Consider the following 18,540-nt stretch of genomic DNA (forward strand, 5'->3'; position numbering starts at 1 on the left):
TACGAGGAGGTCTGTGTGTCGCGGGCTGCGATGTCGTTAACCTTAAGTTACAAAACCTCCCTTCGATTTGAGCTATACAGAGATGGCGCCCGATAGTGGCTATCTGCTGTCGCCCCGCGCCTGCCAATAAAAACAAGAAAAACCAAGGGAGACTTCCAGTGAAGAGCTTGCTCTATCCCGCCGTCTCGCTGATGAACCGTCTGAGCTTCGGCATGAAGTTCAGCCTGATCAGCGTGCTGTTCCTGGTGCCGATGCTGGTGACCAATTTCTATCTGGTGCGCGATTCCTATCGCGAATTCCAGGGCACTCGGGTCGAACTGCAAAGCCTCGATCTGCTGGGCAGCAGCCTGGCCCTGCGCCGGGATCTGGAAACCCTCAACAATCTGGTGCAGATCAACGTCACCCTCGGCCAGTCCGGCAAGGCCGGCAATGTCGATGCGCAGATCACCACCCTCGAGCAAGCGGTTTTGACGCGCTTGCAAGGGCTGACGGCGATGACCGACGATCCCGAACAGATTCAGGTGTTCGACGGCAAACGCGATGAAATGATCGCCGCGTTCAAGGCCCAGCAAACGGAAAACTCGCTGCAAAGCAAAAGCGCGCTGATCGGCAAATTGTTGGCCAGTGCGCAGATTTTCAGCCAGATCATCAGCAGTCAGGCCGGACTCAGCCGCGATAATCAGAGCGATATCCGTCAGCTCAGCGAACTGGTCACCCTGATCACGCCGACCGTCACGCAAACCCTCGGCGAAGGCCGGGCCATGGGTTCGTATTCATTGGGCCAGGGTTTTCTTAACAGTTCGTCGAGCACGCGTTTTGATGAGCTGATGGTGCAGATCGAAAAACTCCAGGCCGAATACGGCCTGAAGCTGCAGGACGCCCTCGGCTCCAGCAAAGCCGCGCGGGAAAACCTCAGCGCGGCGGCCGAGAGCAGCAAGGGCTCGCTGAAACAGGCCAGCGAACTGTTCGAAGAACAAGTGGTGATGGCTGACACGCTCGATGCACCGTGGCAGGCGTTTTACGATCAGGTCACCGGGCTGATCGACCGGACTTACCAGCTCAACGAAGCCACGTTGAAATTCCTCGACACTCAATTGCAGCAACGTCTGGCGCAAAACCGCACGCACATGGTCTTGCAGGCGGTGGCGCTGTCGGTGGTGTTTGTGCTGATTTTCTACCTCTATGGTGGTTTCTACGCCTCGACCCGCACCACGCTGAAACGCTTGGGCGCGATGATGGACAAGGTCGCGGCCGGCGACATGACGGTCAACTTCATGGCCAACAGTCGCGATGAATTGGGTGAGTTGGGCGAAGTGTTCAATGGCACGGTGCGCAAGATTCATGACTTGATCGAGCGCGTGGGGCAGACCGTCGGCGAGGTCGAGCGTCAGGCCGGGCAGGTTGAAAACGTCTCGGCGCAAAGCAACCAGGCGGTCGCCGGACAGCGCACGCAGATTGAGCAAGTGGCGACGGCGATGAATCAGATGTCGGCAACCTCACTGGAGGTGGCGCGCAGTGCCGCCGCAGCGGTGAGCAGTGCCCACAGTGTGAATGACGAGACTATCAGCGGTCGCGGTCTGGTCGAATCACAACAGGGCAGCATTGCCGCGCTGGCCAGCGAAATCGATCAGTCGGTGTTGGTGATCAACCAGTTGGCCAGTGACAGCCAGGCGATCAGTCGTGTACTGGAAGTGATCAAGAGCATCGCCGAACAAACCAACTTGCTCGCGCTCAACGCCGCGATCGAAGCAGCCCGTGCTGGTGAGCAGGGACGCGGTTTTGCTGTGGTTGCCGACGAAGTGCGCACCCTGGCCAAACGCACCCAGCAATCGACCGAAGAAATCGAACAGATGATCGCCAAACTGCACGGCGGTGTCGGCGCGGCGGTGAAAGCCATGGGCGTCAGCCATCAGATGGCCAATGGCACGGTCGGGCAGTCGGAGAAGGTCCAGCAGGCGCTGGAAAACATCCTCGGTGCGGTGGGCATGATCGTCGATCAGAACCAGCAGATCGCCGCTGCGGTTGAACAGCAAACGGCGGTGGCCCACGACATCGACCAGAACATCGTCGAGATCAACCGCGCCGGCGAACGTACGGCGCAAGGTGCGCACCAGACCGAAGATGCCAGCCGGGCGTTGTCGGCCCAGGTGGTAGAACTCAAACAGCTGATCAGCGCCTTCCGCGTCTGAGGCACGCACGAAACCTGTGGGAGCGAGCCTGCTCGCGAATGCAATCTGTCAGTGACATCTCTGTCACCTGACACATCGCCTTCGCGAGCAGGCTCGCTCCCACCGGGTTCTGGGTTATATCAGAACCTTTTGTAGTACTTTTTCACTTCGGCCCGTAAGCCCAATCCTGTTTCTCTGCAGACTCTGGCATTTCCCCTGCAATGAGCCAGTATCCATACCCAATCGTTCGGTAGAGGAGGCCGCTCATGTCTGCCGCAACTCTGGGAGTCCAGGGCCGTTGTGCTCATTGCCAGACCACGCTGCTGCTCAAACCGTGGCAACTCAATGCCATCTCGATCAATGAACCGTTCAGCTGCGAGCATTGCCAGCAAGCGCTGGAGCTGCGTTGCCCGCAACAGATCAAGCGCTTCAAGTCCCTCGATTCACTGGCGCTACTGCGTTTCAGCGCTTCAGTAACAGTCTGCACCGCGCTGCTGGTGGCGTTGGTGATGGAATGGGTGGGATTGCTTAGCGTCACCGAGCAACTGAACGCATCACTGATCACGATCTTCGTGTACTTCGTGGTCGTCCGTTACGCGCGCCAGCGTCAGCATCTGACGCTGGTTCTGGAGGCCGCCAAGGCGCACGCCGACTGATTTGTAGGCGCTGTCGAGTGAAAAGAGGCTGCGATCTGTTGATCTTTTCTTCAAGCCAGGATCAAAAGAGCAATCACTCGATGCATGCGTAACGCCTGCGGCCACCTCAACGCTATCGGTGGGCTGAGTGAATGTTATCGGCAGGAAATAATTGGCAACGGGAACAGTTGAACGCTATGTGATCAGGTATAAAAAACACCGCAAGATCAGCGATAGCCGTTTGTCGGGACTGTCAGGTTTGACAGTAGAGCATGATGAAATAGTCAGATTTACTAATGTTGGCCTAACAAAGGCTGCACTTATATTTCGACTATTGTTGATCCCGATCCATGGAGCGATCATGAAAGATAAAGATGCTACTCCCGGCTCTACAAAAAACATCGAGAACGTCACTGAGAAAAATATTCTCACGAGCGAGGAGATTGATAAGTTATCCAAAGGTGCAAAAACCTACGAGGGGATTTTGATTGCGGATAATAGAGTCTATCGTGGGCAAATTAAATATACTTACTGGTGGGGTAATGACGGCGGAATGTTTTATTGCTATGCGTCCCACTACACCATTAATGATCCAGACGGTTTTAGCCGGCATAAGGCGAACATCCATTTCAGTTTTGATTCAAACCAGTGGTGGGGAATCGACTCTCCAGACAGCATGCGCCAAGACAATCAATGGAATCCTTGGCGCGTCGGAGGTTATATAGGGGCAAATAGACGAGCCCGCGTTTATGTCAGATTCGTTTTTGACCTTCCCTTCGCAGATGTGAGTGGAGAAAACTCCATTTATTATACGTACCCTTGACAGCAATATACTGTGTGAGGGGTAAGTCGAAGTCTGGTTGTCTTGCTCGACATGTAAGGAAGCAGTCAGGTATACGAGCGGCTGTTGTTGGGTTTGTGGTGTCGAAGCAGTCGTTCGTTTTGTTTTTTATTTTTATAAGGTTTTTGTTAGAGTCGCGGGCCTTTTAACGTTGGTGGTTGGGGCATTCAAGGCTATTCGCGTTTACAAGAGCTGAACCCGATATGGTCTAATGCCAATCAAATAATTCCTCGATATTAGCGGTAGTTTGTCTGGCCAATTGCTGGGTTGTGATGCTCATCAACTCGGCCAGCACCTCACAAATCGCCGGCAAATGCGCCGGGCTGTTGCGCTGACCGGGAAACATCGCGGGCGCCATGTCCGGCGAATCGGTTTCCAGCACGATCGACTCCAGCGGCAATTGCGCAATCACTCGATGCATGCGCAACGCCTGTGGCCAGGTCGGCGCGCCGCCCAGACCCAGTTTGAAACCCAGTTTGATGTACTCCCGCGCTTCTTCACGGCTGCCGGCGAAGGCGTGGATGATTCCCGCGCGTTTGAGCTTGAAGCGTTTGAGCGTTGAGATCACTGCCGCATGACTACGGCGAACGTGGATTAATGCCGGTAATTCGAAATCCGCAGCCAGTTGTAGCTGCGCCTCGAACAGCGCCTGTTGCCGCTCGCGGTCGAGGGTTTCGATGAAGTAATCCAGACCGATCTCGCCCACCGCACACAACTGCCGATGACCGCGCAATCGCGTCAGCCAATCTCCGAGTGCCGACAAATCTTCGGGGCGATGCTGATCGAGATACACCGGGTGCAGACCGAATGCCGCGTATAAATCCGCATCGCTCTGCACCAGATCCCACACCCGTTGCCAATTACCCTCATGGACACCCAACACCACCATCCGCCGCACCCCGAGGGCGCGGCTTTCGGCGAGCAACGCCGAGCGGTCGGCGTCGAAGTCGGGGAAGTCGAGGTGGGTGTGGCTGTCGATCAGTTCCACGGCTCAGTCCCGGTGAATACGCTGCTTGAAGGTCCGCGCAATGGCCTGCACGCCAGGCTTGTACTCCGACTGCTCGACAGCGGCCAGCGCCAGTTCCAGCGCCTTGTCGGCGATCAACTGGTGTTGCTGGGCCATGGCGTTGACCGGCAGCGGCAGGAAATCCAGCAACTGCGTATCGCCGAAGGTGCCCAGGCGCAATGGCCGCGATTTCAGCGGGAAGTCATGCAGCGCATCGAATACACCCTGCAACAGCACGTAGGAAGTGGTTACCAACGCGTCGGGCAAATGCCCCAGACGTTGCAGGAGTTCTTCCATCAGTTGCTTGCCGCACTCACGGCTGAAGGATTCGGCGTGTTCGACCAGCACTTCGCCCTTGAAGTCGACCAGCGCCTCTTTGAAACCGGCGGCACGTTCCTGGCTGATGCTCAGTTCCGGGCGCGCGCCGAGCAGCACAATCTGCTTCAGTTGCGGGTCGAGCAAGCTCTGGGTCAGGTGCAGGCTGGCTTCGCGGTCGTCACTGATCACCGAGCAGAAATGTTCCGGCTCCATGACCCGGTCGATGGCGATGATCGGCAGCCCTTTGGCCTGCAACTGCCGATAGCTATCATCGCCGGCGGGCAGGCAACTGGCGACGATCAACGCATCACAACGACGCGCGCGGAACAGTTGCAGCAACTGCCGCTCGCTGTCTGGCGCATCGTCGGAGCTGGCGATCAGCAATTGATAGCCGCGCGCTCGCGCACCTTGTTCGAGCAGCTTGGCGATCCGCGCGTAACTGGGGTTTTCCAGATCCGGCAGAATAAAGCCCAGCGTGCGCGTATGCCGACTGCGCAGCCCGGCCGCTTGAGGGTTTGGCGTGAAGCCGTGCAGATCGACCACCGCCCGCACCCGCTCGACGGTGGCGTTACTGATGCGTTGCTGTTCGGCCTTGCCGTTGATGACGTAGCTGGCGGTGGTCACGGACACTCCGGCCAACCGCGCGATATCACTGAGTTTCAACCCGGGATTTCCTTGTTTTTTCGAGCTTGCCGCGACATTTTCGCCAATCCTACCCGATTAGGGCAGGCGACTATTGTCGCAGCGCATCCGACAAGTTGGACTTCAAGGATGGGACATTATCGAGTAACGTGCCGATCAATCTAGATTAAACGTTTCAGCAAGCGTATTTTCTACGTTTTAGACGTCTTTGGCCGGTTCTGCCGTGAAACCGCCAAAACTGCCGCTGAAAAGCAAAGCGGTAAAGCGCCTAAGCTGCAAACCATCCAAAACAATACCTGGCACTCATAAAGCGCCAAAAAGGAGATCGCATGCTCGAGCTCACTATAGAGCAGATATCCATGGGCCAATCGGCTGTGGATAAACCCGCTGCCCTGCAACTGCTCGCCAATCACCTGGTGGCCGATGGTCTGGTTGCCGACGGTTACCTCGCTGGATTGCAGGCACGGGAAGCCCAGGGCTCGACCTTTCTCGGTCAAGGTATTGCCATTCCCCACGGGACCCCGGAAACCCGCGATCAGGTGTTCGCCACTGGCGTGCGCCTGATGCAGTTCCCGGAAGGCGTGGATTGGGGCGATGGCCAGATCGTTTATCTGGCGATTGGCATTGCCGCCAAATCCGACGAACACCTGCGCCTGCTGCAACTGCTGACCCGTGCCCTCGGCGAGACCGATCTGGGCCAGGCCCTGCGTCGCGCCAGTTCACCTGAGGCGCTGCTGAACTTGCTGCAAGGCGCGCCGCAGGAACTGGCGCTCGATGCGCAGATGATTGGCCTCGGTGTCTCGGCCGACGATTTCGAAGAACTGGTCTGGCGTGGCGCGCGTCTGCTGCGTCAGGCCGATTGTGTGAGCAACGGTTTTGCCGGCGTGTTGCAGCAGGTCGAAGCGCTGCCGCTGGGCGATGGTTTGTGGTGGCTGCACAGCGAGCAAACGGTGAAGCGTCCGGGCCTGGCGTTTGTTACGCCGGACAAACCGATGCGCTACCTCGGTCAGCCGCTTAGCGGTCTGTTCTGCCTGGCCAGCCTCGGCGAGGCACATCAAGCGTTGCTTGAACGCCTGTGTGCGTTGCTGATCGAAGGTCGCGGCCATGAATTGGGCCGCGCTACCAGCAGTCGCAAAGTTCTCGAAGTGCTCGGCGGTGAATTGCCCGCCGACTGGCCGAGCGCGCGTATTGCCCTGGCCAACGCCCACGGTCTGCACGCGCGCCCGGCGAAGATCCTCGCGCAACTGGCGAAGAGTTTTGATGGCGAGATTCGCGTGCGCATCGTCGACGGTCAGGACAGCGCCGTGTCGGTGAAGAGTCTGAGCAAACTGCTCAGCCTTGGCGCCCGTCGTGGTCAGGTGCTGGAGTTGATCGCCGAGCCGAGCATTGCCGCCGACGCTTTGCCGGCACTCTTGGCCGCTATCGAAGAGGGTCTCGGCGAAGAAGTCGAGCCGCTGCCAGCGGTGAGCCAGCAACGCGAAGTCATCGCCGACATCGCCGAAGTGCTGCTCGCCCCGGCCTCCGGCAGCCAGTTGCAAGCAATCCCGGCGGCACCCGGCATCGCTATCGGCCCGGCACACATCCAAGTGCAGCAAACCATCGATTATCCGCTGCGGGGCGAGTCCGCTGCCATCGAACGCGAACGTCTCAAGCAAGCGCTCAGCGATGTGCGCAGCGATATTCAGGGCCTGATCGAGCGCAGCAAAGCCAAAGCCATCCGCGAGATCTTCATCACCCATCAGGAAATGCTCGACGACCCGGACCTCACCGACGAAGTCGACACCCGCCTCAAACAAGGCGAAAGCGCCGAAGCGGCATGGATGGCGGTGATCGAAGCGGCGGCCAAACAGCAGGAATCGTTGCAGGACGCCTTGCTCGCCGAGCGTGCGGCGGATCTGCGTGACATCGGTCGCCGCGTGCTGGCGCAACTGTGTGGCGTGCAGACCGCGAGCGAGCCTGAACAACCGTACATTCTGGTGATGGACGAAGTCGGCCCGTCCGACGTCGCGCGGCTGGACCCGGCGCGTGTCGCGGGGATTCTCACCGCACGCGGCGGCGCCACCGCGCACAGTGCAATCGTTGCGCGAGCGCTCGGGATTCCGGCGCTGGTTGGCGCTGGCGCGGCAGTGTTGCTGCTGCAACCGGGCACGCCATTGCTGCTCGACGGCCAACGCGGTCGTCTGCACGTCGACGCCGATGCCGCGACTCTGCAACGCGCCACCGAAGAACGCGATACCCGCGAACAACGGCTGAAGATTGCCGCCGAACAACGTCATCAACCGGCACACACCACCGACGGTCACGCCGTCGAAGTCTTTGCCAACATTGGCGAAAGCGCTGGCGTGATCAGCGCGGTGGAGCAGGGCGCCGAAGGCATCGGTCTGCTGCGTACCGAACTGATTTTCATGGCCCATCCGCAAGCACCGGACGAAGCCACGCAAGAAGCCGAATACCGCCGCGTCCTCGATGGCCTCGCCGGTCGACCGCTGGTGGTGCGTACGCTGGACGTCGGTGGCGACAAACCGCTGCCGTATTGGCCGATTGCCAAGGAAGAAAACCCGTTCCTCGGCGTGCGCGGCATTCGCCTGACCTTGCAGCGTCCACAGATCATGGAAGCGCAACTGCGCGCCTTGCTGCGTTCGGCGGACAACCGTCCATTGCGGATCATGTTCCCGATGGTCGGCAGCGTTGAAGAATGGCGTCAGGCCCGCGACATGACTGAACGTCTGCGCCTGGAAATCCCGGTCGCCGATCTGCAACTGGGGATCATGATCGAAGTGCCGTCCGCCGCTTTGCTCGCGCCGGTGCTGGCCAAGGAAGTCGACTTCTTCAGCGTCGGCACCAACGACCTGACGCAATACACCCTGGCCATCGACCGTGGCCATCCGACCCTGTCGGCGCAGGCTGACGGTTTGCACCCGGCGGTGCTGCAACTGATCGACATCACCGTGCGCGCGGCCCATGCCCACGGCAAGTGGGTCGGTGTTTGCGGTGAGTTGGCGGCGGATCCGCTGGCGGTGCCGGTGCTGGTTGGCCTCGGCGTCGATGAACTCAGCGTCTCTGGCCGCAGCATTGCCGAAGTCAAGGCACGCATCCGCGAACTCAGCCTGACCCAGGCGCAAACCCTTGCTCAACAGGCCCTGGCCGTGGGCAGCGCCAACGAAGTGCGCGCATTAGTGGAGGCCCTGTAATGGCCAAGATTCTTACCCTGACCCTCAACCCGGCGCTCGACCTCACCGTCGAACTGCCACGCCTGGAGGCCGGTCAGGTCAATCGCAGCGACGAGATGCACACCCACGCCGCCGGCAAAGGCGTGAACGTCGCGCAAGTGCTGGCCGACCTTGGTCATCAACTGACGGTCAGCGGTTTTCTCGGCGAAGACAATCTGCAAGCGTTCGAAACCCTGTTCGCCAAACGCGGATTTGTCGACGCGTTTATCCGTGTGCCGGGCGAGACGCGCAGCAATATCAAAGTGGCGGAGCAGAGTGGGCGCATCACCGACATCAACGGCCCGGGACCGGTGGTCGATGCCGCCGCGCAGCAGGCGTTGCTGGAGCGTCTGGTGCAGATCGCACCGGGTCACGATGCGGTGGTGGTCGCCGGCAGTTTGCCGCGTGGCGTCACGGCGCAGTGGTTGCGTGAACTGATCGAACGGCTCAACCAGCTCGGTTTGAAAGTCGCTCTCGACTCCAGCGGCGAAGCGTTGCGCGAAGCGTTGAAAGCCAGTCCATGGCTGATCAAACCGAACACTGAAGAGCTCGCCGATGCACTCGGTTGTGACGTGGTTTCACACGCAGCGGAAGCGCAAGCGGCGGCGCGTTTGCATGCCCAAGGCATCGAGCACGTGGTGATTTCCCACGGTGCTGACGGTGTGAATTGGTTCAGCGTCGGTTCGGCACTGCACGCGACGCCGCCGAAGGTCAGCGTGGCCAGCACGGTCGGCGCTGGTGATTCGCTGTTGGCCGGCATGCTTCACGGTTTGCTCAGCGCCGACACGCCTGAACAAACCCTGCGCACGGCCACCGCGATTGCGGCGATGGCGGTGACCCAGATCGGTTTTGGCATCAACGACGCTGCGCAACTGGCGCAGCTCGAACAGGGCGTGCGCGTGCGCCCCCTGACAGAACAATAAGAGGGTTGGTCATGAAATTAGCCATTGTTACGGCTTGCCCGAACGGCATGGTCACCAGTGTGCTGTGCGCGCGTTTGCTCGATGCGGCGGCGCAGCGTCAGGGCTGGAGCACCAGCGTTGAAGTGGTCGATGCGGCGCACCCCGAACGCGAATTGTCGGCGGCGACCATTGCAGCGGCCGAGTGGGTTTTGCTGGTCGCCACAGGCGCGGTCGACATGACGCGTTTTGTCGGTAAACGGGTTTTCCAGATTGCCCCGGCACAAGCGCTGCAGGATGTCGAAGCGGTGCTGCGTCGTGGAGCTGAAGAGGCTGAAGTTTACGTCGCCGGCGCTGCTGAACCGGTTGCTGATGCGCCGCGCGCGCCACGTCTCGTCGCTATCACTGCGTGCCCGACCGGTGTCGCCCACACCTTCATGGCGGCCGAAGCCCTACAGCAAACCGCCAAGCGTCTGGGTTACGAACTGCAGGTCGAAACCCAAGGCTCGGTGGGCGCGAAAACCCCGTTGAGTGCAGCGGCAATTGCCGACGCAGACGTGGTGTTGCTGGCAGCGGACATCGAAGTCGCCACCGAGCGTTTCGCCGGCAAGAAAATCTATCGTTGCGGCACCGGGATCGCCTTGAAGCAGTCCGAAGCCACACTGAAAAAAGCCTTGGCCGAAGGTGCGGTGGAAAGCGCGGCGGCTGACGGCAAAGCACCGGCGAAGCAAGAGAAGACCGGCATCTACAAACACCTGCTGACCGGCGTGTCGTTCATGCTGCCGATGGTGGTGGCCGGCGGTTTGATGATCGCGCTGTCGTTTGTGTTCGGCATCACCGCGTTCAAGGAAGAAGGCACGCTGGCCGCTGCGTTGATGCAGATCGGTGGCGAGACCGCGTTCAAATTGATGGTGCCGCTGCTGGCCGGTTACATCGCTTACTCGATCGCCGACCGTCCGGGCCTGGCGCCGGGGATGATTGGCGGCTTGCTCGCGAGTACGTTGGGTGCTGGTTTTATCGGTGGCATCGTCGCCGGTTTCATCGCCGGTTATGCGGCCAAGGCGATCAGTCGATATGTCGCCTTGCCGCAAAGTCTCGAAGCACTGAAACCGATTCTGATCATCCCGTTGTTCGCCAGCCTGTTTACCGGTCTGGTGATGATCTACGTGGTCGGCAAACCGGTCGCCGGCATGCTCGGGGCGCTCACGCATTTCCTCGACAGCATGGGCACCACCAACGCGATTCTGCTCGGTGTGTTGCTCGGCGGCATGATGTGCGTCGACCTCGGCGGGCCGATCAACAAAGCCGCGTATGCGTTCTCGGTGGGGCTGCTGGCGTCGCAGAGTTATGCGCCGATGGCCGCGACCATGGCCGCGGGCATGGTGCCGCCAATCGGGCTTGGTATCGCCACGTTTATTGCGCGGCGCAAGTTCGCTCAGACTGAGCGCGAAGCCGGTAAAGCAGCGCTGGTGCTGGGGCTGTGCTTTATCTCCGAAGGGGCGATTCCGTTTGCCGCGAAAGACCCGTTGCGGGTGATCCCGGCGAGCATCGCCGGCGGTGCATTGACCGGTGCGCTGTCGATGTATTTCGGCTGCAAACTAATGGCGCCACACGGTGGCTTGTTTGTATTGGCGATTCCGAATGCGATCAACCATGCGTTGTTGTATTTGCTGGCGATTGTCGCCGGGAGTTTGTTGACCGCTGTGGTCTATGCGACGGTCAAACGCCCGGAAGCCGTCGAGCTGGCGCTGGAACCCGCCAAGGCCTGACTGACAACACAAATCCCCTGTGGGAGTGAGCCTGCTCGCGATATCGGTCTGTCAGTGACATGAGTGTCGGCTGATACACCGCTATCGCGAGCAGGCTCACTCCTACAATTGGTTCTGCGGTGTGTCTGGTGTCATGTGTGTTTCATGATCGCGTGCTTAAGTTTTCCTTTTTTCAGGGAGAACATCATGAGCGATTTCAACCCCGGTCGCCGGCGTGTCATGCAAGTCGTTGGCGCCGGTCTGCTGATGCCAAGCCTGGCGCCGGCAGTGATTGCCTCGGTCAAGGATCGCCCGCAGTTGACCGACGGCGTGCAGTCCGGCGACCTGCAAGGCGACCGCGCGATGATCTGGAGCCGCGGCGATCGCCCGGCGCATATGGTGGTCGAGTGGGACACCCGCAGCCAGTTTCGCCATCCCCGCCGAGTGGTCTCGGCGCTCGCCGATGCGCGCACAGATTTCACCGCTCGGGTCGAGCTCACCGGGCTGCCCGCCGATCAGGCGATTTTCTATCGCGTGTATTTCAAGGACGCCCGCACCGGCGTCGCCAGCGAACCATGGTTGGGTCACCTGCGCAGCGCTCCGACGGCGCGGCGCAATATTCGTTTCGTCTGGAGCGGTGACACCGTCGGCCAGGGCTTCGGCATCAACCCGGACATCGGCGGCATGCGCATCTACGAAGCCATGCGTCTGCGCCTGCCCGACTTCTTTATCCACAGCGGCGACACCATCTATGCCGACGGCCCCGTACCCGCGCAGCTCACGACTGAAAACGGTCGCATCTGGCGCAACCTCACCACCGAAGCCAAGAGCAAAGTCGCACAGACTCTCGACGATTATCGCGGCAACTACCGCTACAACCTGATGGACGAAAACATCCGTCGCTTCAACGCCGAAGTGCCGCAGATCTGGCAATGGGACGACCATGAAGTGGTCAACAACTGGTCGCCGGGCAAGCAGCTCGACGAGCGCTATCAGGAGAAAGATATCCACACCCTGGTCGGGCGCGCACGCAAGGCGTGGCTGGAATACTCGCCGATGCGTTTGCAGGCTGCCGACGGCGGCGGGCGGATTTATCGCAAGATCAGTTACGGCCCGATGCTCGATGTGTTCGTGCTCGACATGCGCAGTTATCGCGGCGCCAATGACGACAACCTCGGCGCGGCGAAACCGTTCCTGGGGCGTGAGCAACTGAACTGGCTCAAGCGCGGTTTGAAGAAATCCAAAGCCCAGTGGAAGGTCATCGCCGCCGACATGCCGATCGGCCTTGGCGTGCCGGATGGCGAGGTCAGCCCGGGTGTCGCGCGTTGGGAAGCGGTGGCTAACGGTGATCCGGGACCGGCGCAGGGGCGCGAGGTGGAAATCGCCGAGTTGCTCGGCTATCTGCGTGCGCAGCAGGTGCGCAATTTTGTCTTCCTCACGGCAGATGTGCATTACTGCGCGGCCCATCACTATCACCCGGATCGCGCGGCGTTTCAGGATTTCGAGCCGTTCTGGGAGTTTGTCGCCGGGCCGTTGAATGCCGGGAGCTTTGGGCCTAATCCGCTGGATAAAACCTTTGGCCCGGAAGTGGTGTTCGAGAAGGCACCGCCAGCGCAGAACACTTCGCCGTTTGCCGGGTTTCAGTTTTTTGGCGAGGTGAATATTGAAGGGGGGAGTGGGGAGATGAGTGTGGTGTTGCGGGATTTGAATGGGGTGGCGGTTTTTGAGAAAAAATTGCAGCCCGCTTGAAGATCAAAAGCTAACCCTCACCCCAGCCCTCTCCCGGAGGGAGAGGGAGCCGATCGAGGTGTCTGAAGAGGTACGTCGACCTGAAAGACCGAGTTGATTATGAGATCAGCACAAAGCCTTTCTCGATTATGGATTCGGTGAGGGACGTTCAGGTCGGCGTATTGCGTGAATCTCCCCCAATCAGTCCCCTCTCCCTCCGGGAGAGGGTTAGGGTGAGGGGCTCTTTAATAGACATCACGCCGATATCGACCCTGCTCAATCAACCGCTCCACTTCGGCGCTGCCGAGGATATCGTTGAGCACTTGATCAACCCCCGAAGCCATCCCCTGCAAGCTGCCGCAGATATAGATCACCGCCCCCTCCGCCAGCCATTTCTTCAACTCCTCAGCTGACTCACGCAAGCGATCCTGCACATAAACCTTCTCCGCCTGATCCCGCGAAAACGCCAGATCCAGCCGTTCCAGATCACCATTGATCAACCACTCTTCCAGCTCCGCGCGGCAGAGGAAATCATGTTCGCGATTACGCTCGCCAAACAGCAACCACTGGCGCTGCTGACCATCGGCAATCCGCGCCTTGAGCAAGCTGCGCAACCCGGCCAGACCCGTACCGTTGCCCAGCAGAATCATCGGCACGGGTTCGTTCGGCAGATGGAAACCACTGTTGCGCCGCACCCGCAAACTGATGCTGCCGCCCACCGGCGCATGCTCGGTCAGCCAACCGGAACCGATGCCAAGGGTGCTATCGGCATGCTGTTCCTGACGCACGATCAACTCCAGCACACCGTCGGCGGCAATCGAGGCGATCGAGTATTCGCGCATGGCCAGCGGCACCATTGCATCGACCAGCGATTGCGCATGCAAACCCACCAGATGTGCGCGGTGCTCGGGCAATTGCCGCGACGCCAGCGCGACTTCCAGAGGTTCGTCGAGGCCGTTGATTTTTACTGTGGTCTCGCCACGAATGCCGAGGCCGTCGAGGAAGTGTTCGATGGCCCACGGGCAGTTGCGTGGCAGTACTTCGACCAGGTCGCCGGCCAGCCAACTGCTGGTGTTCGGTGCGCTCAGGCCCAACAAGTAAACCGGCGCACCGCTGCTGTCCGGGTTCAACAGTTCGCGGCGTGTCAGCGTCCAGTTGTCGTAGTTCGGCGCTTGCCAGGTATCGATGGGGGCTTGCCCGGTGAGCAGGCCCAATTGAGTCTGCCAGTGGCGCAGCGCGTACGGATCGCCGCTGTCGACTTCCACCGGCGCGAACAGGGTCTTGCCACCGTGCTCGCTCAGCCACTGATGCAGTCGCTTGGCGAAGCCGCAGAAGTGCTGATACTGACGATCACCGAGGCCGAGCACCGAGTAATTCAGGCTATCGAGCGTTGCCGCCTTGCCCAGCACTTTGCGCTCGAACCCGCGCGCGCTGTCCGGTGCTTCGCCGTCGCCAAACGTGCTGACCACAAACAGCGCGTTGTTCGATTCACGCAAATCCTGCTCGCTGACATTGGCCAGTGGCTGCACCTTCACCGGCAATCCGGCTGCCTGCAATTGCCCGGCGGTCTGCCACGCCAGTTGCTCGGCAAAACCGCTCTGGCTGGCGAAGCCGATCAGCCAGGCCGACGCATCGCCCGCCGGTTGAGCGAGACCTTTACGCGTATCCCTGATCTGCTTTTTCTTGCGTCGACGATCGAGGTACAGCAGCCATCCGGTAATGAAAAACAGCGGCATGCACACCGCAGCCAGGGTGATGATGATCCGCCCGACCAGACCGAAATAACTGCCGACGTGCAGCGCATAAATGCTGGTCAGCAGTTGCGCCTTGAAGCTCTTGTCGGCGTAGCGGTCGACGCGTTTGACGATGCCGGTGGCCGGGTCGAGGGTGATCTGGTTCAGCGCGCGATCATGCGGCGAGCTGTCGAGCAGGTAGAACACCGTTGCCGGTTGGCCCGCGACGGCCGGCATACGGATGTTGTAGGCGGCCAGACCCGGGCCGGCAGCGCTGTAGATGCTGCTCCACATCGCTGCGTAATCGGCGGTCGGTGCCGGGCCTTCCGGCGCCGGGCCGCGACCACCGCGCACGCGCTCGTTTTGCGGCGCGTCGGAGAGCAGTTTGGTCAGGCCTTTGTTGTACCACTCATACGACCACGACAACCCGGTCAACGCCAGCAGCAGATAGACCAGTAGACACCACGTGCCGGCCACCGAGTGCAGATCCCAGTTGAAGGCGCGACCTTTTTTCTTCCAGTCCAGCGTCAGCCACACGCGCCAGCTGTTCCACTGACGTGGCCAGCGCAGGTACAGGCCGGAGAGGCAGAAGAACAACAGAATCAGCGTGCAGGCGCCGGTGATGTTGCGGCCGGTATCGCCCATGGCGAGGAAGCGGTGCAGTTGCAGCATCAGGCCGAAGAAATCCTGGCCGACGGCATCGCCCATGAAGTCGGCGGTGTACGGATCGAAATAGCGCATCTCACCGCGCCGTTCACCCTTGGGCGGGGTGAAGAAGACTTTCGCCGCGTTGCCGCTGTCGGTTTCGACCCAGAGCATCGAAACCTTTTTGCCCGACGTGGCTTCGATGCGCTCGACCAGTTCGACGGGCGGCAGCACGCCGGCGACTTGTTTTTCCACCTGCAGAACGGAAGGATTCAGCGCCCGCAGGATTTCGTCCTGAAACGAATAGGCCGCGCCGGTGATGCCCATCAACGCCAGCACCAGGCCTGCGGTGATGCCAAAAAACCAGTGCAACTGGAACAGGGTTTTCTTCAACACGTCACTCGCCGTCCATTCGGAAATTGTCTTCACGGCGCGCATTATGCCGTGGGTTATCGAGAAGCGTTCTTTCTTACGCACAAAAGCCCCGTTCAATTGAATGAACGGGGCCCACTGTTTTTTGTAGGAGTTGCCGAAGGCTGCGATCTTTTGATTTTTTTTCAGAATCAAAAGCAAGATCAACAGATCGCAGCGTGCCGCAGCTCCTACAGGGTCAGAAGTGGAAGTTGGTGCTCAACAATGCCGTACGGCCCGCCGCCTGGTTGGCGAAGTGGGTCGAGAAGGCTTTGTCGTAGTAGGTTTCGTTGGTCAGGTTCTGCACGTTGAGTTGCAGGTCGATGTTCTTGGTCAGCTTGTACGCCGCCATTGCGTCGTAGCGAACATACGAGTCGACCATGGTGGTGTTGGCCACGCTGCCGTACACGTCGTCGACGTAGAACGCACCGCCACCGATCGTCAGCTTCGGCGTGACCTGGTAAGTGGTCCACAGGCTGGCGCTGTTTTTCGGCGTGTTAGGCAGCTCGTTGCCATCGTTGGCCCGGCCCAGTGGACCGCCATCGACTTGTTCGCTGTCCATGAAGGCGTAACCGGCGAACACTTGCCACTTGTCGGTGATCTTGCCGCTGGCCGACAGCTCGACACCTTGCACACGGGTCTTGCCGGCGTTTTCGTACGAGGTGGTGTCGACTTGCACACGAGCGTTTTCTTTCTCGGTGCGGAAGATGTCAGCGGTCAGCGACAAGCGATCGTTGAGCAGATCCCATTTGGTGCCGATTTCATAGTTTTTGGTGGTTTCCGGCTCCATGTCGCTGCTCAGCAGGTTGCCGCTGCGATCCGGGGTGCCGCCCAACGGGTTGCCTTCCTGACCTTCGCCCAAGGTGTTGCCCGGTGGCGTGGCCGAGGTGGCGTAGGAAGCGTAGATGCTGCCGTTTTCCGCAGGCTTGTAGACGACGCCGAACTGACCGGTGACGAACTCGCTGGTGTCATCGCCCTTGGACGTGGTGGTGCCAGCGGCGTTGTAGGTCTTGTAGTCGGTGTCGAAGTGGTCGTAACGCAGGCCCATGTTCACCAGCCACTGCTCGTTCAGCTCCAGGGTGTCGAACACATACAGCGCGTAGGTGTTGGCCTGGGTGTCGGTGCCGGCGTAGTTGCGCGAGATTGCGCCGTTCCACGGATCGTTCGGGTTCGGATTCGACAGCGAGGTGCAGTTGTAGCCACTGGCTGCGCCGATCAGGCCCGGGTTGCAGTTAGTGGTCACTGCGCTGGTGCGCGGCGTGGTGTCGGTGTTGACGTTATACGAAGACTTCTGGCTTTCCTCACGGGTGTATTCGACGCCGGTGGAGAAGCTGTTCTTGAAGCCGGCGACGTAGAAATTGCCGAACAGGTCAGTCTGGTTGGTGGTGGTTTCGGTGTTGCTCACCCGCGTATTGGCACGACGCCAGAGGCTGCCATTGTTGACGTTGCCCTTGCTGTCGTCCGGCTGGGTCAGGATGTAATCCTGCATGCTGGTGCCGTGGCGCAGGGTGTTCTTGATCGTCAGCGAATCGCTCAGATCATGCTCGATGGCGAAGGTCGCGGTGTCGGTGCGGCCCTTGCGGAAGTCGCGATCCAGGCCGTAGAAATTGCTGTGGTCACCGCCAGCGTAAGGTTTGTCCGGATTGGACTTGGTACGTGCCGCCGAACCGCCGGTTGGAATGGTGTACGGCACGCCCGAATCCGGAGTGTCGTTGCTTTCGAGATGGTAGTAGTCGAGGTTGACGCGGGTGTCGGTGCCCAGGCCAAAGGCCAGGGATGGGGCGATACCCCAACGGTCGTAATCGACCTTGTCGCGACCGGCGACGTTGCTCTCGTGGCTCATCAGGTTCAGACGGCCAGCGGCGGTGTCGCTGAACTGATAGTTGCCGTCGAGGGTGTAACGCTGGGTCTGATCGGAACCCCAGGTGAAACCACCATCGAACGAGTTGCCCAGGTGCGCTTTCTTGCTCACCAGGTTGATGCTGCCGCCTGCCGCGCCGCGACCGCCGATGGCAGAGTTCGGGCCCTTACTGACTTCAATGTTTTCCACGGCGAAGATCTCGCGGCTCTGCGAACCGGTGTCACGGACGCCGTCGAGGTAGGTGTCGCCCTGCGCGTCGAAACCACGAATGAACGGACGGTCGCCCTGTGGGTTGCCGCCTTCACCGGCGCCGAAGGTGATGCCCGGCACGGTGCGCAGCGCGTCCTGCATGTTCAGCGCGCCGGTGTCTTTCAGAACCTGTTGCGGGATAACGGTGACCGAGCGCGGCGTGTCGACCAGTGGCGCGGTGTACTTGGGCGAGGAGGCTTTTTCGACCTGGTAGGACGTCGAGTCCTGGGCTTCGCCGGTGATGGCGGTGGCGTCCAGGGCGATGGCATTGCCGGCGGCTTTGCTGTCGGTTTTTTCCGCGGCGAAGACCATCTGGCCAGCGGAGCCGGCGGTGATTGCCACACCGATTGCAGAGGCGAGCAGACGTGGTGAACTGACCGGTAATTGTGCGTGTTGACGTGCCATTTTTATTCCCCTCCCCAAGGATTTGAGGCGGCGGAATATAGG

General features: G+C 60.2%; 11 protein-coding genes. 7 read left to right on the plus strand and 4 right to left on the minus strand.

Annotated elements, in window-relative coordinates; all coding sequences use genetic code 11:
• Nucleotides 1-158: 158 nt before the first annotated feature.
• From ACM6JQ_RS07045 to ACM6JQ_RS07055, 3 genes are all read left to right on the plus strand, one after another.
• Complete coding sequence (locus ACM6JQ_RS07045; protein WP_414893466.1) at nucleotides 159-2,189, plus strand: methyl-accepting chemotaxis protein; 2,031 nt, start codon at nucleotides 159-161, stop codon at nucleotides 2,187-2,189.
• Nucleotides 2,190-2,434: 245 nt separating this feature from the next.
• Nucleotides 2,435-2,824 (plus strand): hypothetical protein, encoded by a 390-nt coding sequence (locus tag ACM6JQ_RS07050; protein WP_095114221.1) that lies wholly within the window; start codon nucleotides 2,435-2,437, stop codon nucleotides 2,822-2,824.
• 340 nt (nucleotides 2,825-3,164) lie between these two features.
• A complete protein-coding gene (locus ACM6JQ_RS07055; protein WP_007915281.1) occupies nucleotides 3,165-3,626 on the plus strand; it encodes a hypothetical protein in 462 nt (153 codons plus the stop codon).
• Between the two features lie 226 nt (nucleotides 3,627-3,852).
• Here ACM6JQ_RS07055 and ACM6JQ_RS07060 read toward each other — a convergent pair whose 3' ends face one another.
• A complete protein-coding gene (locus ACM6JQ_RS07060) occupies nucleotides 3,853-4,632 on the minus strand; it encodes a TatD family hydrolase (RefSeq protein ID WP_414893467.1) in 780 nt (259 codons plus the stop codon).
• Between the two features lie 3 nt (nucleotides 4,633-4,635).
• Entirely contained in the window at nucleotides 4,636-5,631 is a 996-nt protein-coding gene (cra, locus tag ACM6JQ_RS07065) for a catabolite repressor/activator (protein WP_123375774.1), read from the minus strand.
• Between the two features lie 308 nt (nucleotides 5,632-5,939).
• Between cra and ptsP the strand changes: the two genes are divergently transcribed.
• The 4 genes from ptsP to ACM6JQ_RS07085 all read left to right on the plus strand — a co-directional run bounded on the left by ptsP (nucleotide 5,940) and on the right by ACM6JQ_RS07085 (nucleotide 13,215).
• Nucleotides 5,940-8,801 carry a phosphoenolpyruvate--protein phosphotransferase gene (gene ptsP, locus ACM6JQ_RS07070; protein WP_414893468.1) on the plus strand — a complete coding sequence of 954 codons (2,862 nt, stop codon included), beginning with the start codon at nucleotides 5,940-5,942 and terminating at the stop codon, nucleotides 8,799-8,801.
• Nucleotides 8,801-9,742: a 1-phosphofructokinase gene (gene pfkB / locus ACM6JQ_RS07075; RefSeq protein ID WP_095114225.1), complete on the plus strand. Its 942-nt coding sequence runs from the start codon at nucleotides 8,801-8,803 to the stop codon at nucleotides 9,740-9,742. Before ptsP ends, pfkB begins: the two co-directional genes overlap by 1 nt.
• Before the next feature lie 11 nt (nucleotides 9,743-9,753).
• A complete protein-coding gene (locus tag ACM6JQ_RS07080) occupies nucleotides 9,754-11,487 on the plus strand; it encodes a PTS fructose-like transporter subunit IIB (protein ID WP_095114226.1) in 1,734 nt (577 codons plus the stop codon).
• 186 nt (nucleotides 11,488-11,673) lie between these two features.
• Nucleotides 11,674-13,215, plus strand: a complete 1,542-nt coding sequence (locus tag ACM6JQ_RS07085; RefSeq protein ID WP_414893469.1) for an alkaline phosphatase D family protein — start codon at nucleotides 11,674-11,676, stop codon at nucleotides 13,213-13,215.
• A 224-nt stretch (nucleotides 13,216-13,439) separates the two neighbouring features.
• On the opposite strand, the gene ACM6JQ_RS07090 is transcribed toward ACM6JQ_RS07085, so the two are convergent.
• Nucleotides 13,440-15,968, minus strand: coding sequence for a PepSY domain-containing protein (locus tag ACM6JQ_RS07090; RefSeq protein ID WP_414893479.1), 2,529 nt, complete (start codon nucleotides 15,966-15,968; stop codon nucleotides 13,440-13,442).
• Between the two features lie 214 nt (nucleotides 15,969-16,182).
• The gene (locus tag ACM6JQ_RS07095) at nucleotides 16,183-18,498 is read right to left on the minus strand and encodes a TonB-dependent receptor (RefSeq protein ID WP_414893470.1); all 2,316 of its coding nucleotides are present in this window, start codon (nucleotides 18,496-18,498) and stop codon (nucleotides 16,183-16,185) included.
• Between the last annotated feature and the right edge of the window lie 42 nt (nucleotides 18,499-18,540).

Source organism: Pseudomonas sp. IT-232MI5 (assembly GCF_949767845.1).
GTDB lineage: Bacteria > Pseudomonadota > Gammaproteobacteria > Pseudomonadales > Pseudomonadaceae > Aquipseudomonas.

Coding starts and splice junctions, on each gene's coding strand:
- ACM6JQ_RS07085 (WP_414893469.1), top strand. CDS start 11,674: ATGAGCGATTTCAACCCCGGTCGCCGGCGTGTCATGCAAGTCGTTGGC.
- pfkB (WP_095114225.1), top strand. CDS start 8,801: ATGGCCAAGATTCTTACCCTGACCCTCAACCCGGCGCTCGACCTCACC.
- ACM6JQ_RS07050 (WP_095114221.1), top strand. CDS start 2,435: ATGTCTGCCGCAACTCTGGGAGTCCAGGGCCGTTGTGCTCATTGCCAG.
- ACM6JQ_RS07080 (WP_095114226.1), top strand. CDS start 9,754: ATGAAATTAGCCATTGTTACGGCTTGCCCGAACGGCATGGTCACCAGT.
- ACM6JQ_RS07095 (WP_414893470.1), bottom strand. CDS start 18,498: ATGGCACGTCAACACGCACAATTACCGGTCAGTTCACCACGTCTGCTC.
- ACM6JQ_RS07055 (WP_007915281.1), top strand. CDS start 3,165: ATGAAAGATAAAGATGCTACTCCCGGCTCTACAAAAAACATCGAGAAC.
- ptsP (WP_414893468.1), top strand. CDS start 5,940: ATGCTCGAGCTCACTATAGAGCAGATATCCATGGGCCAATCGGCTGTG.